This window comes from Frondihabitans sp. Leaf304, assembly GCF_001423105.1.
Taxonomy (GTDB): domain Bacteria; phylum Actinomycetota; class Actinomycetes; order Actinomycetales; family Microbacteriaceae; genus Frondihabitans.
Genome location: NZ_LMNV01000003.1, coordinates 75,287 through 101,626, shown reverse-complemented (window position 1 = coordinate 101,626; position 26,340 = coordinate 75,287). Strand labels below are relative to the sequence as shown.

Genomic DNA, 26,340 nt, shown 5'->3' with positions numbered 1-26,340 from the left:
GTTCGGCGCCAGTCTGATAGACCGGGGGCATGCCCGAACCCACTCTTCTGCTCGACGCCCGCGCGATCCTCATGGAGAGCCCCGTCTGGGACGCAGCCAGCAGCGAGCTGCTCTGGTGCGACATCACGCTCGGCCTGCTGCACCGCACCTCGGAAGACGGCTCGGCCGACCGCCAGAGCGAATTGCCTCCGCCCCTGGCGTCGTTCCAGCCGAGGCGGGGCGGAGGGCTGATCGCGGCACTGGGGGATCGCGTCGTCGAGACAGACGACGAGGGCCGGATCCTTGGGGATCTCGCGTCGATCGGCCACCGCCACCCGGGAATGCGGCTCAACGAGGGCAAGTGCGACCCGTTCGGAAACTTCGTGGTCGGAGCGATGGAGGTCACGACCGAGGATCCCGACGCGGGGCTCTATCGCGTCACACCGGCGGGCGACGTGACGGTGTTGAGGGGAGGCTTCGGCACGACCAACGGCATCGAGTTCACTGATGACGGCTCGACGATGTGGGTGACCGACACGGCAGTGCAGACGGTCTTCTGCGGCTCGTACGGGGCCGACGGCCTGCTGGGTGAGCTGGAGCCGTTCGCGGTCGGACGCGCCTTCGACGGTCTGGTGCGTGACGCCCGCGGCGAGTTCTGGGCTGCGGTCTACGGAGCCGGTCTCGTCGTGCACCTGTCGGCCGAGGGCGAAGAGCTCGAGACGATCGAGGTCCCGGCGCCGAATGTCACCGGGATCACGATCGGAGGATCCGATCTGTCGACCCTCTACGTCGGCTCGGCTCGCGAAAACGCCACCGAGGAGCAGCTGGAGGAGTTCCCGCTCTCCGGTGGCGTCTTCGCGATCGAGCTCGATCGGCCGGGGCTGCCGCCGCGACTGTTCGGCTGAGTCGAAGGCCGCTAGATGAGACCGACGAGGTTGTCGGCGCCGAGCGCACGCGCTTCGGCCAGCACCTGCCGCGCCTTGTCGGTGGAGTCGGCGATGTTCCAGAGCAGCACTCCCACCGGCACTCCGCCGTCGAGGTAGTAGACGACCGCCGAATCGTCGTCTTTCCAGTCTTCTACCGTCTGGAGCGACGAGTCGAGAGTGCCGACTGCCTCGTAGGCGAGATCGAAGACCTTCGAGTAGTACATCGGCGTGTGCGTGTACTTCTCGTCTGAGCCCGCCATGATGCGTCCGGCAGCAGCGCCCTGTTCTTTGGCGTTGTCGACGTGCTCGACCCGACGACGACCGAGGATCACGTCGGGGTACGAGGCCACGTCGCCCGCGGCCGAAATAAAGGGGTCGTCGGTCGCGAGACGGAGGTCGACGACGATTCCGTCGTCGACTGCCAGCCCGGACGCCTCCGCCAGTGCCACCGAGGGCTCGATGCCGAGGCCGACGACCACTCCGTCGACCTCAAGGGTCGAGCCGTCGTCGAGGGTGAGGAGGAAGCCCTCCGCCGCGGTCACGCCCTTGTCAAGACGTCGACCGGCGGCGAGCGTCACTCCGTGGTCGCGGTAGCGGGCCTCGAATGCCGACTGCACCGACTCGGGAAAGACCGAGCCGCCGAGGTGGTCGTCGGGAAAGACGATGGTGACCCGGGTGTCGTTCTGCACGAGAGCGGCGGCGATTTCGGAGCCGATGTACCCACCGCCGACGACGGCCACGTGCTTGCCCGAACCGGAGAGGGCGCGCAGGTGGCGGTAGTCCTCGGCGGTCCGGAAGTAGATGACCCGCTCGTCGTCGTTCGGCAGGTCGAGGGTCGTCGGCTGCCCGCCGGTGGCAAGCAGCAGTCGGCCGTAGCCGATGCTGTCGCCACCGGTCGTGACGACGCGTCGGTCGATCCGATCGAGCCGGTCCACCCTCGTCGACAAGCGGACCTCGGCAGAGGTCTCGTCGACCGTGCCGAGGTCGTTGTCGTCGGGGGTGTAATCCGGATCGATCCAGAGCTTCTTGGAGAGCGCAGGCCGCGTGTACGGCGCATCGACGTCGTCGCTCAGGATCAGGATCGAGCCGTCGGCGTCGACCTCTCTGATGCCCTTGGCGGCGGCGTCGGCGGTCATGCCTCCGCCGATGATGACGTAGTCGTATGTCTGGTCAGCCATGGGCTGTGCTCCTCAGGTCGCTCCGGTGAATCTGATCTCGTGGCGCAGGGTCAGTTGGCGACGGCTCCGACGCGGTCGAGTCCGGCCTCGTTGGCCTTGTCGTCGCGCTCGCGCGACGCCTTCGAGTGCTGGTCTTTTTCGGGGTGGCGGTTCTCGGCGCCGGTCATCCAGGCGAGCTGCTCGAGGCGCTCGAGAACGGAGTGCAGCACGTCGGCCGTCGTGGGGTCTTCGTCGTCGACGTCGTCGTGCACGGTGCGCATGGTGTCGGTGACGGCATACATGCGGTCGACGATGAGGTCGACGACATCCGTGGTCTCGACCGGGCCGGCCGGGAACTCGGCCAGGCTCGTGCTCTTGGTGACGGTGCTCGTGCGACCGTCGGGCACCAGATAGACGGCGCGCATGCGCTCGGCCACCTCGTCGGAGAAGCCGCGGGCGGCGTCGACGATTTCATCGAGCTGCAGGTGCAGGTCGCGGAAGTTGGAACCCAACAGGTTCCAGTGAGCCTGCTTGCCCTGGACGTGCAGTTCGATCAGGTCGACCAGAACCTTCTGAAGGTTGTCGTGAAGTTTTTCGGATCCTTGGAACATGGTTCCTCCTCGTGAGTTGAACGGTGTTGTGAACGGTAGTCCCCGTCCTTCATTGCGGCCTCAGCGGCTGTACCCCTGGGGGTGTATTCTTCGACCACCTGATTGCCTGAGGGGGCACCATGATGGGAAGAACACCCGGGGAGCGCGGTGCGGTTGCCACCGCTGCCGCACAGACGTCGACGGCCTCGCGCGCCAGACCACCGGTGGCTGCGTCATCGGCATGGGGAGCCGTGCTGCCGCCGACCGTGCGAACACTCGAGCAGAGCCTCGTCTCGGCTTTCCACGCCTTCGACCTGATCGATCTCATGACGATGTCGCACCGCGTCCGCGTGGTCGACGAGGTCACGGGAGCCGTGGTCGAGGCCGCCTTCGCCGCAACACGAGCCGGGCACTCGCGCTGGGCCTGCATGGTGCTTCGCGCGGCAGCCGACAGGCCGCCGACCTGGTCGTCGCTGTGCACGCGCTGGGACCAGATGATCGCCGAGGGCCTGGACGGGGTGAACACGGTCGACTGGGCCGATCGGCCCTGACCCCGGCGGCACGAGCCGACGCGAGGCAGGGTCGCCTACGCTGAACCGCGTGGAACGAGACGATCGGAATCGAGCGCGCCGCGGCGGGATCCTGCACTATCTCCGCTTTCTGCCGCGCGACTACGAATTCGTCACCCGAAGCCACCTGCGTTCACTGCTGACCGACGCGTCTGTGCCGAAGCGCTATCGCGAAGGCCACCTCGCCCCGATTCTGTTGCTGCCCGGCGTCTACGAGTCGTGGCGGCTGCTGCGCTGGTTCGCCGACGCTCTCAACGACGCCGGACACCCGGTCGTCGTCGTGCCCGGGCTCGCGCACAATCGGCGTCCGATCGCCGACACGGCGCTCACGGCTCAGGCGATCCTCGACGCGCACGACCTCCGGGGCGTGCTGATCCTGGCCCACAGCAAGGGCGGCATCATCGGCAAGACGATGATGCTCGACACCGATCGGGGCGGTCGCATCGATCGCATGGTCGCCGTGAACAGTCCGTTCTCAGGATCCCGGATGGCGCGCTTCGTACCCACCTCGGGCTTCCGTCCCTTTCTCCCGTCAGACCCCGCGCTCGCCCGGCTCAGCGGCCTCGTCGACGTCAACGCCCGCATCACCTCCGTCTACGCCGACTTCGACGGGCACGTGCCCGAGGGCAGCTACTTGCCGGGGGCACGCAACGTCCGCGTGCCGATCGACGGGCACTTCCAGCTGCTCGGGCACGCGGCGGGGCGGGCGGCGGTGCTCGCGGCGCTGGCCACGGCGGGCCCGGCGAGCCCTCAACCGACGAATTCGGCGTAATCCGGGGCCTATCGACACGGAATGGCCCAGCTCGTAGGCCGACGGCCCGCCCACACGCCGCTACTTCTCGCCGACGAGCTCCTCGCGCACCCGCCGCAGGTCTTCGAGCAGAGACCCGATCAGGATCCAGTGCTCGGGGTCGGGCGCCAGAACCCGGAGCGGGGCGGTCAGCGCCGGCAGCTCGCTCTCGGGCGCGGTGCCGCCGGATCCTGAGGCCGCGTTCTCTTCTCGGTCGTGCACCAGCAGTCGCACGTCATGGGCCGCCCGCCTCAGCTCATCGGCGATCCCGGCCACCACGTCGTCGTCGACCAGGTCGGGGTCGTAGTTGTCGCGCAGCGACCGGGTCATGGCGACCACGCGGTGCACCAGGTTCGAGAGGGTGCCGAGCAGCGCGCGATCGGCCTCGAGGATCCGCCGCTGCCGCTTCGCCCGCGGGTTCAGAGTGAGGCTCTCCTCGCCCGTCGTGACCCCCGCCGCCGCCCGCGCTTGCAGGTCGCGCAGCGCACGGGCGCGGGTCAGTGCCGCATCGAGGTCGATGCGGGAGGTCGGCGTCTCGAGAGCCGAGGCCAGCGAGTCGAGAGCCGCTCCCAGGTCGCGAGCGAGCCGCCCGAGCGCGAGGTGCGCGGGGCCGAGCAGCACCGGCGGCACGATGAGTGCGTTGACTAAGAGCGCGATCACCGCGCCGATCACCGTCTCGATGATTCGATCAAACGCATAGCCCGGAGTGACGACGCCGACCGACAGCACGAGCATCGCCGAGATGGGCACCTGGGTCGACGACGTCGGCGTGAGCCGCACCACCCAGGCCAGCAGCAGTGCCAGGATCACCGCGACCAGCACGATCCAGGTCTGGTCGTGACCGAAGAGGGCACCGACCCCGTAGGCGAGCGCGACGCCCATCACGACGCCCGCGCTCCGTTCGAGGCCACGGCCGAACGACTGGTTGATGCTCGGCTGCACGACCAGCAGCGCGGCGATCGCGCCGAAGATCGGCAGCGCCTGGTCGAGGATCACAAAGCAGAGGATCCAGGAGACCACCACGGCGAGAGACGTCTTGACCACCTGCAGCAGCGGCAGTCTCGACGGCTGGCGGAGCCGCGCGACGAGTCTGCTCGGGGTGGGGGCCACGGGGTCAAGGGTACGGCCGGACGGTATGGCCGCGGCGCGCCGCATCCGCCCGTATCCGTGACGAACTGTCGGGAAACTAGTTGACTGACGGTGTGTGGCCCAATTCCGCCGAAATTCTGCCCGCGGCCTTCCGCGGCAGCGGGGCGCGAGTGCTGTCGTTCCGTCCGCACTCGGTCGAGCCCTCGGGCGGCGGCTACCTCTTCGGGTACGAGGTCGACACCCTCGACGCCGACGGCACGTCGTCGACCGTCCTGACCTTCATCGACACCGACCCCGCCTCCGTCGAAGCCGGCGCGCGCGAGGGAGGCAGCGTCGTGAGCGACCCCGCGACCGGCTCGCCGGTGCGTGTGTGGGCCTACCCGTCGGATCCTGCGCTCCCCGCTCTCGCGAGCGTCACCTACCCCGACCGGGTCGTCGACCTCCTGGCCCGGATCGGGGTCCCCATCAGCTCACCGACACTGACCGTCGCCGCCTACCGCCCGGGTAAACGCGCCGTGATCAAAGTCGAGAGCCCCGAGGCGACCCTGTTCATCAAGGTGGTGCGGCCGACACGGGCCGAGCCGATCGCCGCGCAGCATCGGGCTTTCGCTCAGGCGGGGCTGCCGGTGCCGATCGTGATCGCCGCCCAGGCCGACGGACTGCTCGTGCTGCAGAGGGTCGCGGGCGTTCCCGCCGGCACGCGCGTGCTGGGCCTCGCCGCGAGCACCGGCTTCGTGTCGGGGGTCGTGGCGCTCGCCGAAGCCGTCTCGCGGGTGGGTCTGACCCAGCACGCGCAGGCGGATGCCCTCGAGAACGGCTCCTGGCACCGGCGCAGCCTGACCGAGTCGCTCCCCGACCGGGCGTCGATGATCCACGGCATCTATGACGAGATCGAGGCGCGCGTCAGTCGCTGGCCGAAAGGGGAGCTGCGTGTCGTTCACGGCGACCTGCACCTCGAGCAGCTCTTCGTCGACGCGGTCGATGTCGGCGTCGTCACCGGCCTCCTCGACATCGACACGGCGGGGCTCGGGCATCCGGCGCGCGATGCCGGCGCCCTCGTCGCGCATCTCGTCGTCACCGCCCAGTGGCACCGGGGCAACGGCGATCAGGCCGAGGCCCGCGCGTGCGAGAAGATCGCCGACGCCGTCGCCGACGAGTGGGTCGCCCTTCACCCGGAATGGGCCGATCGGCTCCCGCCGACCATCGCGTCGCAGCTTCTGGCCCACGCCGGCGGCCAGGCGACACTCGGAACACCGGTCGGCCGTGAGAAAGCGCTGCAGCTGATCGACGCGGCCGAGGGGGCGCTCTGGCCTCGTCCGGCCGAACACGCCGAACCGGCCGCTCTCGACGGGCCTAGCGTGGGCACCGTGCACCTGCACCCCTGACCCTCTCGGAGGACGAATGACCCCGCCCCGGCTCGACACGGTCCGCTCCATTCCCACCGACGAGTTCGAGCCGCTGGCCACATACGACGACGTGATCGTGGGCGGCGGGTTGACGGGGCTGGTGACGGCCCTGCTGTTCGCCCGTCGTGGGCATACCGTCGCCGTGCTGGAGGCGGGGCACATCGGAGGGCTCGTCGCGGGCAGCTCGGCCGCCATGGTGAGCGTGCTGCAGGGGGCGCAGCTGCAGAAGATCCACCGGCGCACCTATCAGGGCGTAGTCGACGCGTCCGTGCAAGGCAATCGCGAGGCCTTCGACTGGCTCATCGACTACGCCGACGAAGCCGGAGTCGATCTGGAGCGCCGCGACGCCTTCACTTTCGCAACGACGCGACGCGGGCTCGCCCGGGTCGACGGGGAGTACCTCGTCGGTCGCGCGGCCGGCCTCGACCTCGTCAAGACAGTGGATCTCGACGTGCCGTTCGCGACCATCGGGGCGGTCCAGCTTCGCGACCAGGCGCAGGTCGACCCGCTCGAGCTTCTCGCCGCCCTCACCGCCGATGTGCGGGCGTTCGGGGGAGTGGTGGTCGAGAACGTCCGCGTGACGGGAGTCCACGCGGGCGACCCGGCGACGACGCACACGGAGCTCGGCGAGGTCCGCTCCGAGCGAGTGCACCTCACGACGGGGGCGCCGATCCTCGATCGTGGCCTCTACTTCGCCAAGCTCTCGCCGCGCCGGTCGCTCGGGCTCGTCCTCTCCGACGTGCCCGAGAACGATCTGCCCGAGGCCATGTACACCTCGGTCGACGACCCCGGGCGGTCGGTGCGGAGCCACCGCGGTCAGCTGCTCGTGGCCGGCAACGAGCACGGGGTGGGGCGAGCAGCTTCGGAGGCCGTCCTCGCCCGCGACCTCCACGACTGGGCGGGCATGCACTGGCCCACCGCGCGCATGCGACGCGTGTGGAGCGGGCAGGACTACGCCACCCCGCACGGCGTGCCCTTCGTCGGTTACCTGCCGCGAGGCCGTGGCCGCATCTATCTCGCGACCGGCTACGACTCGTGGGGCATGACGAACGCGATCTCGGCGGCACGCATGCTTGTCTCCGATGTCGTCGGAGACAACTCCGACTGGATGAAGACCATCCATCACCGCGTCACCACCCCAGTCGCGATCGGTGCCGGCCTCGGCGAGAATCTCGCGGTCGCCTGGTGGTTCGCCCGTAGCTGGACGAGGGCTCTCACCAATCCTTTGCAGCCGGGCGAAACACCGCCCGAGGGGCGCGGTCGCGTAGGATCCGAGGCGCTCGCGCCCGTCGCTCGCTCCACCGTCGACGGAGAGACCTGCTCGCTCTCGGCAGTGTGCCCGCACCTCGGCGGGGTGGTCGCCTGGAACGACCAGGAGCTCACCTGGGACTGCCCGCTGCACGGGTCGAGGTTCCGCCCGGACGGCACCGTCATCGAGGGGCCGACGACTCGGGGCCTGCGGCGCCGCGACGCCTGACACGCCCGAGGAGGGCCGTGGTGGCAACCGGCGGCGTCGCGGGCGTAAACTGTGCCCTGCACCGAGTCGCGAGGGGCCGCTATCAGCGCCGTCGTTCGTCTGATGCAGTGCAAGCGGGTCGCGACGCAAGCGTCGCGTGGTCACCGCATCCGATCCGGATGCGAGTCCGACGGGGGTCTCCTTCTCCTGTCCTCCGCACACCCGGGGTCGTCACCGAATGCCGGTCCCGAAGCAGTCCCTCGACATCGTCCGCATCGGCGTTTCTGCCGTCTGCCGACACCACACCCCGGCCACTGAACCGCGGGTTGCCATTAGGAGGAGCCTTGGCTCGACCAGGCCAGCGCCAGTCCGGCGGTACACGAACCGCCTCCCGTTCGAACCACCGTCGCGTCCGCGATCTCGACAACGACGGCATCATCCCGGTGCTGGCGAAGGCCGTGCGCGAGGTCGAGGCCGCCGCCCAGCGCGGCCCCGTCAAGCCCTCGGTCCGCACGAAGTTCCAGGTGGTCGCGCTGCTCATGCGCGAAGAGCGCGCCCGCGTCAAAGCCGACAAGACGGTCACCGACGCCGACCGAGTTGAGCAGCTCAAGCGGCTCGACGGCGTCGCGACGATCCTCGCCAAGGCCGCGGCCCGCGACACGTCGCTCATCGCCCTTCTCGCCGAGGAGGCCGTGGTCTCCGACACGGCCAAGTCGCTCAAGCGCGACATGCTCATCGCCGCCGGCGTCGAGCTCAGCCCCGACGACCTGATCATCACCACCGAGGCACCGGTCGCGCGCGTCGCCACCGAGCGCCAGGTCGTGCCGCAGTCGATCGTCTCCCGGCAGCTCGCCAACCCGTTCCTCGCGCCCGACTTCGCGCTCGCCGAGGTCAAAGAGGTGCACCCGCGCCGCCTGGCCAACTGGGAGCTCTTCGGTCCGCTCTTCAAGTCGTTCGAGTACGGCGCCGGCGGGGCCTCCGCGTGCATGGAGCTCCCCGAGCCCTCCACCCTCCGCGCCCCCGGCGGTACCGAGATGATGCGTCACCAGGCGCAGGTCGTGCAGGCCGCGGCCGAGGGCCACCGCACGTTCCTCCTCGCCGACGAGCCCGGCCTCGGCAAGACCGCGCAGTCGCTGCTCGCCGCGCAGGCCGCCGACGCCTACCCTCTGCTCGTGGTGGTGCCCAACGTCGTCAAGACGAACTGGGCCCGCGAGGTCGGGCTGTGGACGCCACATCGCACCGCCACTGTCATCCACGGCGACGGCGACACCATCGACGGCTTCGCCGACATCGTCATCGTCAACTACGAGGTGCTCGACCGCCACGTCGGCTGGCTCGGCGACCTCGGGTTCCGCGGCATGGTCGTCGACGAGGCGCACTTCATCAAAAACAAAGACTCGCAGCGTTCGCGCAACGTGCTCCAGCTCGCCTCAAGGATCCGCGCCCGCACCGCTCATCCTCTCCTCATGGCGCTGACCGGCACGCCCCTCATCAACGACATCGAAGACTTCCGCGCGATCTGGCAGTTCCTCGGCTGGATCGACGACAAGAAGCCCGGCCCCGAGCTGATGGAGGCCCTCGAAGAGACCGGCCTCACCCCGGCCGAGCCCGGATTCTTCGCTTCGGCGCGCTCCTCGGTGATCGACCTCGGCATCGTCCGCCGCCGCAAGGTCGACGTCGCGGCCGACATCCCCGCCCGCCGCATCGCCGACCTCCCCGTCGAGCTCGACGACGAGGTGGGCCGCTCCATCCGCGAGGCCGAGCGCGAGCTCGCCAAGAAGCTCGTCACCCGCTACCAGACGGCTCTCGCCACCCGCACCTCCGGAGTGCGCGTCGAGGGCATCGACCACGACCTGGTGCGCCAGGTCGCCAAGTGGGAGCTCGAAGACGGCGACGGCGCCAAGACCGGCGAGAACGTGTTCAGCATGGTCCGCCGCATCGGCCAGGCCAAGGCCGGCCTCGCCGCCGACTACACGGCGCAGCTGGCCCGCAACGTCGGCAAGGTGGTGTTCTTCGCGAAGCACATCGACGTGATGGACACCGCCTCCGAGACGTTCGCCAAGCGCGACATCAAGTTCGCGTCGATCCGCGGCGACCAGACGCCGAGCGTCCGCCAGAAAAACATCGACGCGTTCGTCAACGATCCCTCCGTCTCGATCGTCGTCTGCTCGCTCACCGCGGCGGGCGTCGGCCTGAACCTCCAGGTCGCCTCCAACGTGGTGCTCGCCGAGCTCTCCTGGACCGACGCCGAGCAGACTCAGGCCATCGACCGCGTGCACCGCATCGGCCAGGAGGAGCCCGTCACCGCCTGGCGCGTCATCGCCGCCCAGACGATCGACACCAAGATCGCCGAGCTCATCGACTCGAAGGCCGGCCTCGCAGCCCGCGCCCTCGACGGCGACGACTCCGAGATCGTGGCGTCGTCCGACATCCAGCTCGGCGCCCTCGTCGCGCTGCTGACCGAGGCGCTCTCGGCGTCTCCGTCGGCGCGGAAGGCTGCGCCGCAGCGTCGTCGCTAGCGCGGCCCTGCGCCCCTCGGGTCTAGTCGCGTTTCGCAGGTTTAGTCGCGTTATTCCGCGACTAAACCCGCGAAACGCGACTACGAACCTGCGGCACCCCCGCCTCCAGCAACAGACGCGCAAGGGCACCCGGCGTCACTACGGTCCGCCAGTCCCAGCGCACCACACCGTTCACTCCCGGCTGACGAGCAAGCCAGTTCTCTCGGTTCTTCTCGTCGATCACGACCTGCTCCGGTGACCTTCCCGATCTCATGCGCGCATCGCGGTACTTCACCTCGCCGTCGAACTCGCCGACTCGGCGGCACCCTCGCCACCAGAAATCGCCGTAGGCGTCGGGACCGGTCGGGTTAGGGAAGTGCTTCTGCAGGTCGGGCTCTTCGAGGCCTCCTTCGTGGATCACGACGCGGCTGAGCGACTCGCCGGGTCGATCGGCTCGCGCGTCGGCAAATGCGATGGCTCGCTTCGCCCGAACCACGCCTCGAACTGCAGACCGATGGGTGCTGAGATCGAGAAGCTCATTCTGATCGAAGAGTCCGACGTGCAGGCCGTGGTCGAGTGCCACGACCGACTGGCGAAACGACGAGACCAGAGCGAGATCGACTCCTGTGCGTGCGGGTGACGTGACTCGGAACCCCGCGAATTCGAGGGTCTCGTCGTCGGAGAGCGTGCTTGCATGCTTGTAGGCCCAGCGATTCGCGGTGGAGGTCGTGGCGGCGGGAACCGTCACCTGGGCGCGCGACGGCCACGGACCCAAGCGAGGCAGGCCCCAGAACGCTGCCGCGCTTGCGTGCGAGAGTACGGCGTCGCAGCGCAGGGCTGACAGTGCCGCGAACGAGAGCATGAGGTAGCGTTCGCGATCGTCGAACGCGCGCCAGTGCTGGGCCCGGACGTAGCGGCCCGGAACGAGTCGCACGAGGTCGCCTCTGGCTCGCGCAAGCCGCTCGTCGGATTCTGATGAAGACGAGTGAACGAGAAGCTCGGGGCCAGGAGCAAGAGACATCGCACCAGACTGCCGACGGCCGCCGCCGAGCAGGGGGCGAGGGGGACAGCTGTGCAGAACTCGCCCAGCACCCGGGGTGTTAGCTCGGGGCCAGACAACGATCGTCGCACGGAAGCGAGCAACCCGAACATGCCCGAATTCAACGGATACGCCCACGTCGCCCTGACGGTGACCGACCTCGAGAAGAGCCTCCCGTTCTTCACCTCGGTGTTCGAAACCGAGCCGGCGGGTGAGCTGGTGACCGACGATTTCGTCCGCAAGATCTTCCCGGTCGGCGAAGGCCAGGTGTTCGGAGTGACCGAGTACACCGTCAAGGGCGACGCCGACCGCTTCGACCCCCGACACCCGGGGCTCGACCACGTGAGCTTCGCCGTGCCGAGCCGGGGCCGAGTCATGGCGCTGAAGAACCGCCTCGCCGATGCCGGAATCGTCGGCGACCTCGTCGAAGCCCCCTACGGAACGGTCTTGAACGTCAAGGATCCCGACGGTAACGCCATCGAGTTCTTCGCCCCTTCCGCAGGCTGACGATGGCCCTCGGGCACGATCTCCGCGAGGGGTGGCGACTTTTCGTCCCATACGCGCGCGAGGTTGTCACGCCACCGCGACGCCGAACCCTCGTCACGACGGTGGTGGTGCTCGGGATGGGTGGTGCGGCGCTGTTCCATGCGCTCGTGCCCGGGTTCGAGACCGAGGGGGCGCGGATCCTGGTGTCTTTCGCCGTCGGCTTGGCCGCCGCTGCCATCGCGGCGTGGATCGAGCTGTTCCGCTGGCGGCCAGCGATCACCGAGAGTCAGAACTTCGGGGGCTCACCGAGTTTCACGCCGGAGGCCGATAAAGAGATCCTCGCGGCCTACCGGGCCGGCCGCGAGCCGAACGTGTCGGTCAGCGACCGCATAGTCGCGGCGGAGCGCGCAGGTGGCTCTCGGGAAGGCGTCTGTCGAGTCATTCTGACTCTGTGGCCGGGCCCGATGCTTTTCGCCGCATACCTTGCTGCAGCCACGGGATTATTGATCGACTCTGGGGGCAGAGTCATCGGCGCATTTGGTGGTTTCGTCGGATTTCTTTTCTTTGCCGTCAACCTGCCCACGATGCTGGCACTGCTCGGCCGGACGACAGCACCTATTGCGACGAGGCCCGAGGGCGAAGCGGAGCCCGAACTCAAGAAGTCGCGCAAGCCGTACCGCGCCCTGGGCACCGACCACCCCGACGATTACAGCTAGAGCACCGCCGGGGCGAGAACGCCTACAGGCGCGACTTGACCTCGGCCAGCGACGGGTTGGTCGCCGACGACCCGTCGGGGAAGATCACGGTCGGAACGGTCTGGTTGCCGTTGTTGACCTGCTCGACGATCTCGGCTGTGCCGGGCGTCTCTTCGATGTTGATGTCGGTATACGCGATGCCGTCTTTGGTCAGCTGCTGCTTGAGCCGTGCGCAGTAGCCGCACCAGCCGGTCGAGAACATCGTGATGGTGCCCGCCTCGGGCACATAGGTCGCGTCGATGGTGGTCATGTCGAGAAGAATACGCCGGGCATCTGACAACGCGAGGATCGACAGCAAAGGATCCGAGGAGTTGAGTGGACGAGACACCATCGACTTCCGACGAAAGGGCACATCCATGCCGCAGACCATCGCCGACCAGCTCATCGCGCAACTCGTCGAGGCGGGTGTGCGTCGCATCTACGGGATCGTCGGCGACAGCTTGAACCCGGTGGTCGACGCGGTGCGCCGGACGGGTGGGTCGGCAAAGGGTGGGATCGACTGGATCCACGTGCGGCACGAGGAGGCCGCCGCGTTCATGGCGTCGGCGGAGGCCCAACTCACGGGGCAGCTCGCGGTGTGTGCCGGATCCTGCGGTCCGGGCAATCTGCATCTCATCAACGGGCTCTACGACGCCCACCGCTCGGGCGGACCGGTGCTCGCGATCGCGAGCCACATTCCGGCGAACCAGATCGGCATGTCGTACTTCCAGGAGACGCACCCGGACCGCCTGTTCACCGAGTGCTCGGGCTACTCCGAGATGATCTCGACGGCCGAGCAGGCGCCTCGTGTCGTCGCGAGTGCGATCCGGCACACCCTTGCCGGCAACGGCGTCAGCGTGATCACCCTGCCGGGCGATATCGCCGAGTTCGAGGCGGCGGGCCACGTGCCCGCGTACGTCGCGACGAAACCGCCGACGCTCGAGCCCAATCGCGACGACCTGCAAAACCTCGCCGACGCACTCAACGAGGCGAAGACCGTTGCGCTGTTCGTGGGCGCCGGAGCAATCGGCGAGCACGATGCCGTGATCCGACTCGCCGACGTGCTCAAGGCGCCGGTCGGGCACTCGATGCGCGGCAAAGACGTCATCCAGTACGACAACCCGTTCGACGTCGGCATGACCGGCCTGCTCGGCTACGGAGCCGCTCACGCCGGAATCCACGATGCCGACGTGATGGTGATGCTCGGCACCGACTTCCCGTACGACCAGTTTTTGCCCGACGGTGACAAGGTCAAGGTCGCCCAGGTCGATGCCGATGCGGCGAACATCGGTCGCCGAGTCGACGTGCACCTGCCCGTACACGCCGAGGTCGGGCCGACGATCCGCGCGCTGCTGCCGCTCCTCAAGCCGAAGAAGAACCGGAAGTTCTTGGACGGGCTGCTGAAGAAGCACGAACGCCTGATGAACGGCGTCGTCGGCTCGTACACGAAAGACGCGACGAAGATCGTGCCGATCCACCCCGAATACGCCGCGAGCGTCCTCGACGAGATCGCCTCCGACGACGCGATCTTCACCGCCGACACCGGCATGTCGAACGTGTGGAGCGCCCGCTACATCACGCCCAATGGCCGCCGTCGGATCATCGGCTCGTACCTGCACGGCTCGATGGCCAACGCCCTCCCGCAGGCGGTCGGCGCGTCTTTCGCCTACCCGGGCCGGCAGATCGTCTCGATGTCGGGTGACGGCGGACTGTCGATGCTGCTGGGGGAGCTTGTCACCGTCGCGGCCTACAAGGTCCCCGTCAAGATCGTCGTCTTCAACAACTCGACACTCGGGCTCGTTAAGGTCGAAATGCTCGTCGCGGGCTTCCCCGACTTCGGCGTCGACGTGCCATCGACCGACTACGCGGCCGTCGCCCGGGCACTCGGCATCCACGCTGTCCGGGTCGAGGATCCGCGCGACCTCCACGATGCACTCGAGGCCGCTTTCGAGCACGACGGCCCCGCACTCGTCGACATCGTCACCGACCCGCGGGCGCTGTCTCTGCCGCCGACGATCACCGGAGCGCAGGTGAAGGGCTTCGCCCTGGCGATGTCGAAGATCGTGATGAACGGTGGGGCGGGCGAAGCCGTGGCGATGGCCCGGTCGAACCTGCGGAACGTGCCCCGGCCGTAGCTCGGGCCGTCTGGCGGGCGAGCGAGCGGGCGAGCGCTTGCAAATTTGAAGGAAAAACCGGCGCCGCATGACGTGTTCATGCGGATCCGGGCCCCGGCAGCCGCCGGATCTCCTTCAAATTTGCAAACGCCGCCACAGGAGCGAGGCCGCTACTGAATGGCGGGGGCACTCCGAGAGACGAGCCGCCCGACCGCACCGAGCGGGATCCCGATCCAGCCCGGGCGGTTGCGCGATTCGTAGATCGCCTCGTACACGGCCTTGTCGATCTCGAACGCGTCGAGGAGGGTGCGCTGCGCGCGCACGTCGATGCCCGAAGCGGCGATGTAGCCGTCAATGAAGGCCCGGCGTGCCGCGTGCGACCACTCCGACGCGTCGACCGCGGGCTGCTCCTGAGCCAAGGATCCAGCGACGTAGTCGAACGACCGCAGCATCCCGGCCACATCGCGCAGGGTCACATCGGGCCTCGACCGCTCGGGCATCGGCCGGAGCGGCTCGCCCTCGAAGTCGAGCAGCACCCAGCCGCGCGTCGGCGACTGCAGGGCCTGCCCGAGGTGGAGGTCGCCGTGGATGCGCTGGAGCGACGGCCAGTCGAGCGCGCCCACCGCGTCGTACACAGCGTTGATCGCACCCTCGTATTCGGCGATCGCCGGTACCTCGCGCGCCGCGGTCGTGATGCGGCGGCGCATGCTGACGAGTGCCGCGTCGATCTCGTCGGGGCCGGCGACAACCGTGCTGAGCTCGGAGGCGAGAGTGGCGTGGACCTCGGCGACGGCCTCGCCGAGGGCGCGCGCCGAGTCGGTGAAGTCGACGCCGCTGCGGGCCGCGTCGAGAGCGACGCGCCAGGCGTCCTCGGATCCTGAAAGGAACTCCTGAGCGAAGGCGAGGTGCCCGTTCGCTTCGCCGCCGTCGCGACCCGGGTCGGGCCAGCTCGCCGTGAGATAGCCGAGCGACTCCGGCACCCGCGACGAGCCACCGTGTGTCAATGCCGCCTGCGAGGTCACATCGGGGTTGTCACCGTGGTGCAGCACGCGGAAGACCTTCGTAATGACCCGGTCGACCGGACCGTCTTGGACGTCGTAGATGATCGACGTGTTCGACTGCTCGCCCTCGAGCACCTTGGTGCGGACGACGCGACCAGGATCCGTGACGAGATGACCCTCGGCGTGAAGGTCGGAGCCGTCAACCCGGCGCCGCTCGACCAGGGTGCGAAGCAACTCGTGAGTGTAGGCGGGGTCGTGCGGACCGTCGTAGAGATAGAGACCGTCGCTCGACCCGATGAAGGCGTGGTCGCCTCCCGAGAGCGGGGTCGGCCTTGCGACGACGGGCACCTGATACAGCACCGGAACGTCGGGAGCTTCGTCGATCACGAGGAGCGTCATCACGAGAGCGTCGTCGACCGTCGACTCCATGCTGCCGATGACTCGGATCTTGGGCAGGCGGCCTTTCGTGGCGTACCAGCGCTGGCGCGCCATCCATCCGGCAAGTGAGGGGGCGACAGCGTCCATTTCAGCAGACTACGCCGGGTGCCTCGACGTTTGTCACCCGCATCCGATAGACAGGGGGGCATGAAGCGGCAGTTGGAGATCGAGCGCAAGTACGACGTCGACCGCGCGACCCGGGTGCCGGAGCTTACGGGCGTCGGCCCGGTGGTGACCACGACCACCGAGGAGGCCTTCACGCTGCGGGCGGTCTACTTCGACACGGCGGAGTACCTCCTGCTGGCGAATCGCATCACACTGCGCCGCCGCGAGGGGGGTCACGACGCCGGATGGCACGTGAAGCTGCCCGCCTCACGAGACGCCGAGTCGACAGCCACCCCGGCACGGCACGAACTGCACGCGCCCCTCGGTGAGGCCGCCGACGAGCCGCTGCCCGCGGCGCTCCGGTCTGCGGTCGAGGTGATCCTGCGCGGACGGCCTCTTCACCCGGTGCTGGTGCTCGAGACGCGTCGCACCGTGACGACCCTGCTCGACATCGACGGCGACCCGCTCGGCGAGGTCGCCGACGACGAGGTGACGGCCACGAACCCCGACACGGCCGCAATCCGCTCCTGGCGCGAATGGGAGGTCGAGCTCGCGCCAGGCGTCGGCCGGTCCGACGGCGAAGCTGTGCTCGACGCGGTCGGCGGCGTGCTCGAGAGCGCCGGGGCGAGCTTGTCGGCGTCGAAGTCGAAGCTGGCGCGTGGCCTCGGCGACTCCCTGCCCGGCACGAAGGCGATCGCCCTGCCGGGTGACGACGGCGCTGTTCTGGCCCCGTCGTCGGCCGGTGAGTTCCTTCTCGTCCAGATGGCGGCTCTCGTCGACGACCTGGAGCTACTCGACCCTCCGGCGCGCGATGGCGCCGACGATGCGGTGCATCGCTTCCGGGTGACCGTGCGTCGGCTCCGGGGCCTCCTCCGGGTCTATTCAGGAATCATCGACCCCGAGACCGCGTCCGCCCTCGACGCCGCCCTCGCCCCCGTCAGTGCGGCAGCCGGGGTCGCGCGCGACATCGAGGTGGCCGAGCAGCAACTGGCCCTCGACCTCGCAGATGCGCCGGAGGGCCTGGTGACGCACGACACACTCGCTCGATTGCGGGCATCCCTCGGCGAACTCGGGGCGGAGGCCGGGCGCGACCTGGGTCGGATCCTGAACGATGTCTCGTACTTCGAGACGCTCGACCGGCTCGACGCTCTCATCGGGCCGGGTGGTATCGTGTCGATCACGGGCGACTCGGCCGACAAATCGGCGTCGAAGTTCGCCGCCCTGAAGATCGCTAAGGAGTCGAAGCGGGCACGCCGCCGAGCGGTCGCGGCCGCCGACGCCTACGGAGAGAGCGGTGAGTTCGACGCGGAGCTCTTGCACCGGGCACGGAAGGCCGCCCGGCGGTTGCGCTACGCGATCGATGCTCAGCGCGGGGCGACGCTGAAGGGGAGTGTCAGCCCCAAAGCCGCGCATGCCCTGCAGGATGCCCTGGGCGACGCGCTCGACGCGCACGCGGCTTCTGAGCGCTACCGAGCGGCGGCTGATGTCGCCCGGTGGGCGGGCGAAGACACGTTCGGGTACGGCGTGCTGACGGCTCTGGCCCTCGCCCGCCGCGATCGCGCCCTGCGCCGCCTGCCCAAGCTCGCCGAGAAGTTGTAGAGGAAGGCGGGCCGGTGCCGCTCCCGAGTTCGGGAAACCCACCGCCGCGCTCCTGAGGTCAGGCGGCTCTTGAAGCTTGAGGCCTGATTTGCGCGCGATGTGCGAACGAGTTCCTGAGTCGAGCGTTGGCGGCCCTGAACTCAGGACCGACAAGAGTCGGCCGGCGCGACGAGACTCCTGAATTCAGGAGCACTCCTGCCGAAATCCTTGTCTCAGGGCTAGAGGACGACGCCGAGCCTGAGTTACTCGCGCTGGCCGCCGAAAAGCCTGCGTTGAGGAGGCCCACACCTGATTTCAGGAGCACCTCATCGAGAGGCGCGACGGTCAAGCAGCGCCACGATCTTCTCCACGGTGGCATCGTTGCGAGCCGTCACGGCCACCCCGAGCGAACGCCACCAGGCGGCTGGCACCTTCGTCGCGAGCACGCCGTCCGGCAGCCACTGGTAGACCGCCGAGGCGGTGACGACGAGCTCCTCGGGCATCAACTTGCTCGCAGCGGGACGCCCGACCGAGACGTCGATCACCCCGGCCGGAAACGACACCGCGATCCGATTGCCGGGCCGGCCCTCGGCGCGCAGCGGGTTCGCCTCGGCGACCGCTCGGAACGCCTCGGCCGACACGACCATCAGCTCGCAGTCGACACCGGTGGCGTCTCGCACACCCCGTCGGAGAACCTCAGGATCCGGGTCTCCCGCAGCCCCAAACACGACATTCCCGCTGTTCAGGAGTGTCGCGACCTCCGCATGCCCCGCATCGACGAACACCTGGCGCAGGGTCGCCATCGGCACGCGCTTCGCGGTGCCGACGTTGATGCCCCGGAGGAGGGCGACCCAGTCGGGCATCAGCTCCCAGACGAACTGGACGCGGCAGACACCGCCGCGTCAGTGGCAGCCACGTCGCCCGCCAGCCCCAGCACCTCGAGCAGCCACGCGATCTCGAACGCTCGCTCGCGCCACGACTCGTACCGGCCCGAGACACCGCCGTGCCCGGCCTGCATCTCGATCTTCATCGACGCGGGCGCTCCTGCGTCGCGCAGACGCGCGACCCACTTCGCGGGCTCCACATAGAGCACGCGGGTGTCGTTGAGGCTCGTCACCGCCAGGATCTTGGGGTAGCCGGAGGCATCGTCGGCGACGTTCTCGTAGGGCGTGTACGTCGCCATGTAGTCGTAGACCTCGGGGTCGTGGAGCGGGTCGCCCCATTCGTCCCACTCGATCACGGTCAACGGCAGGTCGGGGTCGAGGATCGATGTCAGGGCGTCGACGAAGGGAACAGCGGCGAGGATCGCGGCGAAGCGATCCGGCGCCAGGTTCGCCACCGCGCCCATGAGCAGGCCGCCGGCGCTTCCGCCCTCGGCGACGAGCTGGGCCGGCGTGGTCCGCCCCTCGGCGATGAGGTGGTCGGCGACCGCGACGAAGTCGGTGAAGGTGTTGCGCTTGGTCAGCGTCTTGCCGTTCTCGTACCATTCGCGACCCATCTCGCCGCCACCGCGCACGTGCGCGACTGCGAAGACGACGCCGCGGTCGAGCAGCGACAGGCGCGCGACGCTGAAGGCAGGGTCGATGCTGTGCTCGTACGAGCCGTAGCCGTAGAGATGCACCGGCGACGGAGTGCCGAGCGTCACCGCATCGCGCTTCCACACCAGCGAGATCGGCACGCGGGTGCCGTCGGCGGCTGTCGCCCACTCGCGGCTCTGCTCGTAGTCGGCGGCGTCGTAGTCACCGAGCACCACCTGCTGCTTCAGGATCCGACGCTCGCCCGTCGCGACCTCGAGGTCAGCGATCGTCGTCGGGGTGACGAACGACGACAGGACGTAGCGCCCGGTCGCCTGGGTGAACTCCGGGTTGCCCGCCCAACCGGCCGTGAAGAGGGCTTCGTCGAATTCGAGCACCTCCAGGGCACCGAATCCGCTGTTATCGCCCGGGAGCGGCACGATGCCGATCTGGGAGAGACCGTCGGCGCGGAAGTCGATCAGGAGGTGACCGGCGAAGGCGTCGACCGACTCGAGTCGACGATCGGCCCGGTGGGGGAGCACCACGCGGCGGTCGGTCGTCGAGGCGGGGTCGTCGGCCGGAACGTCGACCAGCTCGAAGCCGACCGCGCCCTCGTTGTGCAAGACGAGCAGTCGGTCGCTGCCGTCGACAATGGCGTGGTCGACCTCGTACTCGATTCCCTCGCGGCGCGGCCACACGACGCGGAACTCGCCGGTCGGGTCGGACGCGTCGAGGATCCACGTCTCGCTCGTGATCTTCGAGCCCGCCTCGACCACCAGGTACTGACGGCTGCGGGTCAGGCCGATGCCGATCCAGTAGCGGTCGTCGGCCTCGTGGAAGATGCTGACGTCGTCGCCGGTGCTGCCGACCTCGTGGCGCCAGATCGTATCGGGCCGCCACGACTCGTCGACCGTGGGGTAGAAGAGATAGCGGCCCGACGCGTCGAAAGTGGCGCCGGGTGCGGTCTCGCGGATCTCGTCTCGGAGGTCGGTTCCGGTGACGAGGTCGCGGATCCTGAGGGTGTAGCGCTCGTCGCCCTCGAGATCGACGCCGAACGCGAGGAGTCGGCCGTCGGGGGAGACGTCGAAGCTGCCGAGCGAGAAGAAGTCGTGGCCCTCGGCCTCGATGTTGCCGTCGAAGATGACCTGCTCACCTGCGGCCGGAACCCCGGCTTCGATGGTGGGCGGGGTCCAGTCGTCGGGCCCGTCGATCGGCAGCCGGCACTGGATGCCGTACTGCTTGCCCTCGGCGGTGCGTGAGTAGTACCAGTACGACCCCTCGCGGGTCGCGACACCGAGGTCGGTCTCTTGCACGCGCCCCTTGATCTCGTCGAAGATCGTCTGGCGGAGCCCCTCCAGGTGTCGCGTCGTCAGCTCGGTGAACGCGTTCTCGGCCTCGAGGTGCGCGATGACCTCGGGACTTTCTTTCTCGCGGAGCCACTCGTAGTCGTCGACGAAGTCGCGGCCGTGATGACTGCGTGTGACGGGCTTCTTCGGTGCGCGGGGGGCTTCGGGCAGATCAGCAATGGCCATGCGACAAGCCTAGTGACGGGGTGCTGTCTCGAGTCTGTAGGAGAGCGACCAGACGGCACGGCTGAGCGGGGGATGCCACAGGGCGATCTCGCGCAGAAACTCCAATTCGGCGTCGAGCCCCAGCCCGGTCGGGGATCCTGATCCGGCATGCCCGAATGCATCGGCTCGGAGCGAGATCACGACGTGCTCGTCGACGCTCGGCAGATCGGGGATGACCTCCCACGGGTCTTCTCCCTGTCGGCAGCGGAGTTCGATCAGAGTCGCCAGCTCGTCGTGGGCCTCGGCACGGAGTACCTCGAGGCTGCGCCCGGCCCCGGCGAATCGGGGACGCTCGGGGGTGGTGCCCTCAGCCATCGATGCGGACGTCTCTCTTGACCATCCGTCGATGCTACGCCTGGCACGATGGGTGGATGACTGCCGCCACCCAGGTGCCCGACGACCTCCTCCGCGTCTGCGTCGCCTACCTCTGCCGCGAGGTCGGTGGGCGTCGTCAGGTGCTCCTCGGTCGCAAGAAGCGCGGCCTCGGCGAGGGCCTCTTCGTCGGCCTCGGTGGCAAGTTCGAGGCGGGGGAGACCGAGCTCGACGCGATCGTCCGTGAGATCGAGGAGGAGTCGGGCGTCATCGTCGAGAAGAGCGACCTCGATCGACGCGGAGACCTGCGCTATCTCTTTCCGCACCGACCGACCTGGAGTCAGCGTTCTACGGTCTTCGTCGCGACGCGCTGGACCGGTGATCCGTCCCCCAGTGACGAGCTCGACCCCGAGTGGTTCGACGTGTCCGATCTGCCTCTCGATCAGATGTGGGACGACGCTCGCCGGTGGCTCCCCGAAGTGCTCGATGGGGGACACGTCTCGCGCGAGTTCGTCTTCGGCCCCGACCTGGCAACTGTCTCTACGCACCGCCCGATTCGGTTCGGACCCGCGTAAGTTGAGGGTTGTTCCCCCGAATGGGTGCCACCTTGAAAGGGGGACGCGCCCGATCTGATCAGTCAGTAGATTCGGTGTATTGCCACCCGTCGGGTGACAAATCAGCACAGCTGAGGGAGCATCATGACCGTTTTCGATAGCCGGGTGACACGCCGTGTCCGCCGTCCGGGCGACAACCGCCGTACCCCTCAGAACAACAACGGCGTCTCTCGCCCCGTCGGCTGGGTAGCAGCCCTCGTGTGGCCCGCCGTCTGGACTGCCGTCATCGCCGGAGCCCTCCTGGGCGCCGAAGGGCGCCTCATCTTCTGGGCTGGGGTCGCAGGCGTTCTTGCGATGTTCGCCCGTCAGGCCGTCAAGGTCGCCGCGCGCAACGTCCGCGGTGCGAACCTCATCATCGACAGCGGCCCCTACCCCGAGCGCGACGTCTGACCTTTCCGGCCTCTATGTAGGCATCCGGGGGTTTCCGCAGCCCGGCCCATGCTTATTTGAGAGCGATTTGGCGAACGAGTCACACCAGTTACTGCCGTGTGGGGTCTGGTAGTCGCGATCGCTCGCAAATTAGCGACGAGGATCCGCGGATCCTGGCCCATTTGCTCGACTCGCGAGCGCACTTCTCCGCAATCGGCAGGGCTCGGCCCCAAGGGCGGGTATCTCCTCGATAGTGATAGCCGCCGCTGGCGTCGTGGTCATTTTGCGAGCGATTTGCAGTCCGAGTCACACGGGCTGCTGCCGTGCGGGGTCGTTCAGCCGGGATCGCTCTCAAATTGGCGGCCAGCCCCGACCGCCGAGCCCCTACCGCCGAGCCCCGACCGCCGAGCCCCGTCCAGACAGTGACAGCTACCCGTTGAGCGGAGTGTCGACGTCGCGCGAGCCGTCGGCCGTGGCGTGCATCACCGGGCGCACGAAGAAGTCGATGATGCCGAAGAGCACGGCGCCCATGAAGGCGAAGATCGCGTAGCTGTCGAAATGGCGCGCTGTGTCTCCGCCGCGGGAGGCGAGCACGATCGACAACACGTAGAGCACGACAGCGCCCACGATGAACAGGACGACGAGCCCCAAGAAGAGGCGGTGGAGCTGAAGGCGAGTCACCGCTTCAGGATACGCCGCCGCCCGACGAACCCCCGTCGCCGGTAGGGGGAACGGGCGGTTCGCGCCGAGCGCCGGCGGCCACCTGTACGGGCCGCGTGCGGGGCGCCTCGGCCTCGAGCCCTGTGACAGACCCGAGGAAGGGGTCGGACGTCGATGGGTCGTCGAACCCGTGAGCGGAATCGAAGTCGTCGGGGCCCTGGAAGTCGGCGCGCTCGTCGACCGGAATGGTCGCGATGGTGCCGGTATCGCTGCGCGACAGGCCGTGGCGGGCCAGCACCTCGTCGCGTTCACTGATCAAGAACTCGCGGTTCGCCGCCTGAGCGTCTTGGAACATCGTGGTGCTCCCCGTCAGGATGGCGCGGATGCGACGGCGCTCCCAGAACTGCTTTCCGGTGATCATCAGGACGACGCCGCCGACAGCGTACGCCGCCATCATCGTGAGCCCGCGGCCGAAGCCGGGCCCGACGTCGTAGAGCTCGCGCTTGAGCATCTCGGTGATGCCGGAGCCGACGACCACGTGATTGAGCCAGGCGAACGGCTGCGGCATGAACCAGGACGGGTAGGCCGCACCCGACGAGGGCATCGACAAGAAGATGAACACGACCATGGCGGGCAGCGCGATGAACCGGCCCGCGAAGTAGCTGAAGCCGTTGACCGCGAGGCCGATCGCGACGATCCAGCCCCAGCCGATGAGGAAGAGCATGCCGAAGTGCCCGTGGACTGCGCCGATGACGGGCCCCGCGAGCGTGTTGGTGATAGCCGAGATCAGCACACCGCCGCTCAGAATGACGACGACGCGAGTGCGGTGGCGGAGCGGAGCGCCCATGAGGCCGATGAACATCGCGACCATGTAGCCGCCAATGCACCACGAGAGCATGAGGTAGAGCGAGACCGTGCCGTATTCGTCCCACCCCGGAAGCGGCGCGAGGTCGGTCGAGGTGACGGTGATGCCCTGGGCTGTGAAGATCGGCTCGAGTGTCGCCGGAATGAGCGCGGCGACCTGGTACTGGTGGGCGGTGGCGCGATAGACGGTGTCGGTCGACCCATCGAACGCGATGGCGACATGACCGTGGAGGACGGCCTGCCGGGCGCTGTCGAGTGACGCGTACGTCTGCAGGTCGAGCACGCCGGGAAGCGCCTTCTCGATGGCGGCCCGAAGCCCGGCCGGAGCATCGACGAGGGCGACCGGCACCTCGTGCGGGTGTGGCGCGTGAAAGGCGGCCACGTAGCAGAGGCAGAACATCACGATGAAGAAGAGCGGAAGCCATAGTTGCAGCCCGATCAACTGGAGCGACGGATGCAAGGATCCGTACCACCGCCGAAAAGCCGACGGGCCGCGAAGCGCCAGGCTCGTTGCACGATTAGCCACTGATCCGCCTCTCTGAGTGCCTCCGACCACGATAACCCCGACCGCCGACACCCGCCGCGGCCATCCACAGGCGACCCGGCCTGACGCTTTCAATCTCGCGCGTGACGCCTACGACCTCGTGCGCGACACCGCCGACGTGTCCATGGCGAGCTCTTCGGCGTCGAGTCCGAGCAGCACTCGGCGCATGACCTCTTCGTCGAGGTTGCCGTTGTCTCGCTCGCGCAGTACGACCTCGCGCCGTTTCTGCAGCAGCTCCCGCCGGATGCTGGCGAGGGCGCGGGCGTTGTTGCGGGCGGGCCGGGCCAGCGTCGGATCGGGCGTGATGTCGGGGATCACGACGTGCGGTGTGGATCGCATGTCGGCCCCGCGCTCGGGCGAAGCGGGCTCGACCGACTCGGCCGCGGGATCCTGCTCGTCGGATTCGGCGTCGCTGTCTTCGCGGAGGCCCTGCCGGAAGGCGGCGTCCTGCCGCTGCAGGCGCTCCTTCAGGATGGTGATGCCCCGGTCGATCGACTCGTCGCCCCACTCTTTCGCCCAGGCGTCGCGTCGGGTGTCGAGGTAGTCGACGGCCTCCTGAGTGCTGTTGGAGACCAGCTTGAGCTCGGCCTGGACGTCGCGTTCGGCCTGCGTGAGATCTTGAACACCGAGTCGGCGGATCACCCAGGGCAGGGTGAGCCCCTGCAAAAGCAGTGTGCCCACGGTCACGACGAACGCGATGAGGAACATCACGTCACGGGCGGGCACCTCGACACGGCTCTCGGTGATGACGGGGATCGACACGGCCGCCGCGAGAGTCACCACGCCGCGCATGCCCGTCCACGAGAGCACGAGCAGCTGCTGCCACGACAGCTTCGGATCTCGCCTCCCCCAGATCATGCGCCGGACGCGGGCTCGTCGGAACCGCCGGAAGCGCGCGTGCACGATCAACTTGATGCCCCGCGACCAGTAGTAGGTGACGAAGATGAAGATCGGTCTCACCACGATCACCACCCCGAGCACGATGAAGGCGACTCCCACGCTTTGGCCCAGACTGCGGCCGCTCTCGGCGACGTCGTTCACGACCGTGCTGAGCTGCAGTCCGATCAGCGCGAAGACGAAGCCCTCGAGCGTGACGTCGGCCGCGGCCCAGATGGGTCGCTCCTGGAGACGTGAGGCGTAGCCCGACTTCGGCGAGTTGTAGCCCACGTAGAGCCCGGCGGCGACGACCGCGAGCACGCCGGAGCCCTGCAGCTGCTCTGCCGAGATGTAGGCGAGGAACGGCAGGATCAGGCCGATCACGATCTCGACCACCGGGTCTTTGACGTGCATGCGGAGGTAGTGGGCGACGATGCCGAGCACGAGGCCGACCGCGACGCCGACGCCAATCGCCAGCCCGAAGATGCCGAGGTCTTGCCAGATGGTGAGCGCTGCGCCGCCGACGATGGCGAGGAACACCTTAACGAGGGTGAGCGAGGCGGCGTCGTTGATGAGGCTCTCACCCGAGATGACGGCCATCATCTTGCGGGGCAGGCCGAGCTTGCGGCCGATCGAGGCGGCTGACACGGCGTCGGGCGGGGCGACGACGGCCCCCACGAGGATCGCCGCGGGCAGAGTCATGTCGGGGATCAGCACGTAGGCGATCCAGCCGACGACGAGCGCGGTCACGATGACCAGGAAGATGCCGAGACGGCGGATCTGCACGAGACTCTGGCGGAAGTTCTGGAACGACACGTCGAGCGAGGCCGAGTAGAGCAGCGGTGGAAGGATGATCGTCAGGATCACCTCGGAGTCGATCTCGATGTCGGGAAGCCCGGGGATGAACGAGACGAGCAGTGCGACGGCGACCACGAGCAGGGGAGCGGGCAGACCGCGCCAGCGCGCGAACGCCGTGATCGTCAGAGACCCCGCGAGGATGAGAAGGAGTTCGAGAAGTTCCACGTGGGTTCCGTCCATCGTGCAGTGAGCGCAGAAGTTCC

Annotated in this window: 24 protein-coding genes; 12 read left to right on the top strand and 12 right to left on the bottom strand. The window is 68.4% G+C overall.

Translation table 11 applies throughout. The features are described 5' to 3' along the window. Positions 1-29: 29 nt before the first annotated feature. A complete protein-coding gene (locus ASF54_RS10810; RefSeq protein WP_055962678.1) occupies positions 30-884 on the top strand; it encodes an SMP-30/gluconolactonase/LRE family protein in 855 nt (284 codons plus the stop codon). An 11-nt stretch (positions 885-895) separates the two neighbouring features. Here ASF54_RS10810 and ASF54_RS10805 read toward each other — a convergent pair whose 3' ends face one another. Both ASF54_RS10805 and ASF54_RS10800 read right to left on the bottom strand, forming a co-directional pair. Further along, positions 896-2,083, bottom strand: a complete 1,188-nt coding sequence (locus ASF54_RS10805; RefSeq protein WP_055962675.1) for an NAD(P)/FAD-dependent oxidoreductase — start codon at positions 2,081-2,083, stop codon at positions 896-898. A gap of 50 nt (positions 2,084-2,133) precedes the next feature. Then, on the bottom strand, positions 2,134-2,673 hold the full coding sequence (locus tag ASF54_RS10800) for a Dps family protein (RefSeq protein WP_084816195.1): 540 nt from the start codon (positions 2,671-2,673) through the stop codon (positions 2,134-2,136). Positions 2,674-2,795: 122 nt separating this feature from the next. Here ASF54_RS10800 and ASF54_RS10795 point away from each other — a divergent pair, with 122 nt between their 5' ends. Together ASF54_RS10795 and ASF54_RS10790 are read left to right on the top strand one after the other, a co-directional pair. Beyond that, positions 2,796-3,203, top strand: a complete 408-nt coding sequence (locus ASF54_RS10795; protein WP_157510155.1) for a hypothetical protein — start codon at positions 2,796-2,798, stop codon at positions 3,201-3,203. A 49-nt stretch (positions 3,204-3,252) separates the two neighbouring features. Continuing rightward, on the top strand, positions 3,253-3,993 hold the full coding sequence (locus ASF54_RS10790; RefSeq protein ID WP_157510154.1) for an esterase/lipase family protein: 741 nt from the start codon (positions 3,253-3,255) through the stop codon (positions 3,991-3,993). 60 nt (positions 3,994-4,053) lie between these two features. Here the strand turns inward: ASF54_RS10790 and ASF54_RS10785 are convergent, their stop codons facing one another. Continuing rightward, positions 4,054-5,121, bottom strand: a complete 1,068-nt coding sequence (locus ASF54_RS10785) for an FUSC family protein (protein ID WP_055962669.1) — start codon at positions 5,119-5,121, stop codon at positions 4,054-4,056. A gap of 92 nt (positions 5,122-5,213) precedes the next feature. Between ASF54_RS10785 and ASF54_RS10780 the strand changes: the two genes are divergently transcribed. The 3 genes from ASF54_RS10780 to ASF54_RS10770 all read left to right on the top strand — a co-directional run bounded on the left by ASF54_RS10780 (position 5,214) and on the right by ASF54_RS10770 (position 10,481). After that, positions 5,214-6,485, top strand: coding sequence for a phosphotransferase family protein (locus ASF54_RS10780; RefSeq protein WP_055962666.1), 1,272 nt, complete (start codon positions 5,214-5,216; stop codon positions 6,483-6,485). A gap of 16 nt (positions 6,486-6,501) precedes the next feature. Then, positions 6,502-7,983, top strand: coding sequence for an FAD-dependent oxidoreductase (locus ASF54_RS10775; protein ID WP_055962663.1), 1,482 nt, complete (start codon positions 6,502-6,504; stop codon positions 7,981-7,983). A 323-nt stretch (positions 7,984-8,306) separates the two neighbouring features. Then, positions 8,307-10,481 (top strand): DEAD/DEAH box helicase, encoded by a 2,175-nt coding sequence (locus ASF54_RS10770; protein ID WP_055962660.1) that lies wholly within the window; start codon positions 8,307-8,309, stop codon positions 10,479-10,481. A gap of 61 nt (positions 10,482-10,542) precedes the next feature. On the opposite strand, the gene ASF54_RS10765 is transcribed toward ASF54_RS10770, so the two are convergent. Next, a complete protein-coding gene (locus ASF54_RS10765) occupies positions 10,543-11,481 on the bottom strand; it encodes a hypothetical protein (protein ID WP_157510153.1) in 939 nt (312 codons plus the stop codon). 129 nt (positions 11,482-11,610) lie between these two features. Here ASF54_RS10765 and ASF54_RS10760 point away from each other — a divergent pair, with 129 nt between their 5' ends. Together ASF54_RS10760 and ASF54_RS10755 are read left to right on the top strand one after the other, a co-directional pair. Then, positions 11,611-12,006, top strand: a complete 396-nt coding sequence (locus ASF54_RS10760; RefSeq protein ID WP_055962654.1) for a VOC family protein — start codon at positions 11,611-11,613, stop codon at positions 12,004-12,006. Between the two features lie 2 nt (positions 12,007-12,008). Continuing rightward, positions 12,009-12,701 carry a hypothetical protein gene (locus ASF54_RS10755; RefSeq protein WP_055962651.1) on the top strand — a complete coding sequence of 231 codons (693 nt, stop codon included), beginning with the start codon at positions 12,009-12,011 and terminating at the stop codon, positions 12,699-12,701. Between the two features lie 22 nt (positions 12,702-12,723). On the opposite strand, the gene ASF54_RS10750 is transcribed toward ASF54_RS10755, so the two are convergent. Continuing rightward, a complete protein-coding gene (locus tag ASF54_RS10750; protein ID WP_055963893.1) occupies positions 12,724-12,990 on the bottom strand; it encodes a mycoredoxin in 267 nt (88 codons plus the stop codon). Positions 12,991-13,096: 106 nt separating this feature from the next. Here ASF54_RS10750 and ASF54_RS10745 point away from each other — a divergent pair, with 106 nt between their 5' ends. Further along, complete coding sequence (locus tag ASF54_RS10745; RefSeq protein ID WP_055962646.1) at positions 13,097-14,854, top strand: pyruvate dehydrogenase; 1,758 nt, start codon at positions 13,097-13,099, stop codon at positions 14,852-14,854. 149 nt (positions 14,855-15,003) lie between these two features. Here ASF54_RS10745 and ASF54_RS10740 read toward each other — a convergent pair whose 3' ends face one another. Then, positions 15,004-16,359 (bottom strand): maltokinase N-terminal cap-like domain-containing protein, encoded by a 1,356-nt coding sequence (locus ASF54_RS10740; protein WP_084816192.1) that lies wholly within the window; start codon positions 16,357-16,359, stop codon positions 15,004-15,006. A 60-nt stretch (positions 16,360-16,419) separates the two neighbouring features. Here ASF54_RS10740 and ASF54_RS10735 point away from each other — a divergent pair, with 60 nt between their 5' ends. After that, positions 16,420-17,976, top strand: coding sequence for a CYTH and CHAD domain-containing protein (locus ASF54_RS10735; protein ID WP_055962640.1), 1,557 nt, complete (start codon positions 16,420-16,422; stop codon positions 17,974-17,976). Positions 17,977-18,281: 305 nt separating this feature from the next. Here the strand turns inward: ASF54_RS10735 and ASF54_RS10730 are convergent, their stop codons facing one another. Genes ASF54_RS10730 through ASF54_RS10720 form a run of 3 tightly spaced genes read right to left on the bottom strand, consistent with a single transcriptional unit; the run spans position 18,282 to position 21,355 of the window. After that, positions 18,282-18,818 (bottom strand): DUF1697 domain-containing protein, encoded by a 537-nt coding sequence (locus ASF54_RS10730; RefSeq protein ID WP_055962636.1) that lies wholly within the window; start codon positions 18,816-18,818, stop codon positions 18,282-18,284. Further along, positions 18,818-21,001, bottom strand: coding sequence for a S9 family peptidase (locus ASF54_RS10725; RefSeq protein ID WP_055962633.1), 2,184 nt, complete (start codon positions 20,999-21,001; stop codon positions 18,818-18,820). The genes ASF54_RS10730 and ASF54_RS10725 overlap by 1 nt, the downstream gene beginning before the upstream one ends. A 9-nt stretch (positions 21,002-21,010) precedes the next feature. Further along, positions 21,011-21,355, bottom strand: a complete 345-nt coding sequence (locus ASF54_RS10720) for a hypothetical protein (RefSeq protein WP_055962630.1) — start codon at positions 21,353-21,355, stop codon at positions 21,011-21,013. A 56-nt stretch (positions 21,356-21,411) separates the two neighbouring features. Between ASF54_RS10720 and ASF54_RS10715 the strand changes: the two genes are divergently transcribed. Together ASF54_RS10715 and ASF54_RS10710 are read left to right on the top strand one after the other, a co-directional pair. Continuing rightward, positions 21,412-21,927, top strand: a complete 516-nt coding sequence (locus tag ASF54_RS10715; RefSeq protein ID WP_055962627.1) for an 8-oxo-dGTP diphosphatase — start codon at positions 21,412-21,414, stop codon at positions 21,925-21,927. A gap of 123 nt (positions 21,928-22,050) precedes the next feature. Further along, complete coding sequence (locus tag ASF54_RS10710) at positions 22,051-22,356, top strand: hypothetical protein (protein WP_157510152.1); 306 nt, start codon at positions 22,051-22,053, stop codon at positions 22,354-22,356. 408 nt (positions 22,357-22,764) lie between these two features. Here the strand turns inward: ASF54_RS10710 and ASF54_RS10705 are convergent, their stop codons facing one another. The 3 genes from ASF54_RS10705 to ASF54_RS10695 form a co-directional block, all read right to left on the bottom strand. After that, complete coding sequence (locus tag ASF54_RS10705; protein ID WP_055962622.1) at positions 22,765-23,016, bottom strand: hypothetical protein; 252 nt, start codon at positions 23,014-23,016, stop codon at positions 22,765-22,767. Between the two features lie 4 nt (positions 23,017-23,020). Beyond that, positions 23,021-24,385, bottom strand: coding sequence for an ABC transporter permease (locus tag ASF54_RS10700; protein ID WP_157510151.1), 1,365 nt, complete (start codon positions 24,383-24,385; stop codon positions 23,021-23,023). Between the two features lie 108 nt (positions 24,386-24,493). Then, a complete protein-coding gene (locus ASF54_RS10695) occupies positions 24,494-26,302 on the bottom strand; it encodes a cation:proton antiporter (protein WP_084816277.1) in 1,809 nt (602 codons plus the stop codon). Positions 26,303-26,340: the final 38 nt, after the last annotated feature.

What these genes read in the sequence shown, in the direction of transcription:
- ASF54_RS10755 (WP_055962651.1), top strand. Translation starts at nt 12,009, where the DNA reads ATGGCCCTCGGGCACGATCTCCGCGAGGGGTGGCGACTTTTCGTCCCA.
- ASF54_RS10715 (WP_055962627.1), top strand. Translation starts at nt 21,412, where the DNA reads ATGACTGCCGCCACCCAGGTGCCCGACGACCTCCTCCGCGTCTGCGTC.
- ASF54_RS10740 (WP_084816192.1), bottom strand. Translation starts at nt 16,359, where the DNA reads ATGGACGCTGTCGCCCCCTCACTTGCCGGATGGATGGCGCGCCAGCGC.
- ASF54_RS10810 (WP_055962678.1), top strand. Translation starts at nt 30, where the DNA reads ATGCCCGAACCCACTCTTCTGCTCGACGCCCGCGCGATCCTCATGGAG.
- ASF54_RS10720 (WP_055962630.1), bottom strand. Translation starts at nt 21,355, where the DNA reads ATGGCTGAGGGCACCACCCCCGAGCGTCCCCGATTCGCCGGGGCCGGG.
- ASF54_RS10800 (WP_084816195.1), bottom strand. Translation starts at nt 2,673, where the DNA reads ATGTTCCAAGGATCCGAAAAACTTCACGACAACCTTCAGAAGGTTCTG.
- ASF54_RS10725 (WP_055962633.1), bottom strand. Translation starts at nt 21,001, where the DNA reads ATGGCCATTGCTGATCTGCCCGAAGCCCCCCGCGCACCGAAGAAGCCC.
- ASF54_RS10730 (WP_055962636.1), bottom strand. Translation starts at nt 18,818, where the DNA reads ATGCCCGACTGGGTCGCCCTCCTCCGGGGCATCAACGTCGGCACCGCG.
- ASF54_RS10745 (WP_055962646.1), top strand. Translation starts at nt 13,097, where the DNA reads ATGCCGCAGACCATCGCCGACCAGCTCATCGCGCAACTCGTCGAGGCG.
- ASF54_RS10765 (WP_157510153.1), bottom strand. Translation starts at nt 11,481, where the DNA reads ATGTCTCTTGCTCCTGGCCCCGAGCTTCTCGTTCACTCGTCTTCATCA.
- ASF54_RS10710 (WP_157510152.1), top strand. Translation starts at nt 22,051, where the DNA reads ATGACCGTTTTCGATAGCCGGGTGACACGCCGTGTCCGCCGTCCGGGC.
- ASF54_RS10805 (WP_055962675.1), bottom strand. Translation starts at nt 2,083, where the DNA reads ATGGCTGACCAGACATACGACTACGTCATCATCGGCGGAGGCATGACC.
- ASF54_RS10775 (WP_055962663.1), top strand. Translation starts at nt 6,502, where the DNA reads ATGACCCCGCCCCGGCTCGACACGGTCCGCTCCATTCCCACCGACGAG.
- ASF54_RS10735 (WP_055962640.1), top strand. Translation starts at nt 16,420, where the DNA reads ATGAAGCGGCAGTTGGAGATCGAGCGCAAGTACGACGTCGACCGCGCG.
- ASF54_RS10750 (WP_055963893.1), bottom strand. Translation starts at nt 12,990, where the DNA reads ATGACCACCATCGACGCGACCTATGTGCCCGAGGCGGGCACCATCACG.
- ASF54_RS10795 (WP_157510155.1), top strand. Translation starts at nt 2,796, where the DNA reads ATGGGAAGAACACCCGGGGAGCGCGGTGCGGTTGCCACCGCTGCCGCA.
- ASF54_RS10760 (WP_055962654.1), top strand. Translation starts at nt 11,611, where the DNA reads ATGCCCGAATTCAACGGATACGCCCACGTCGCCCTGACGGTGACCGAC.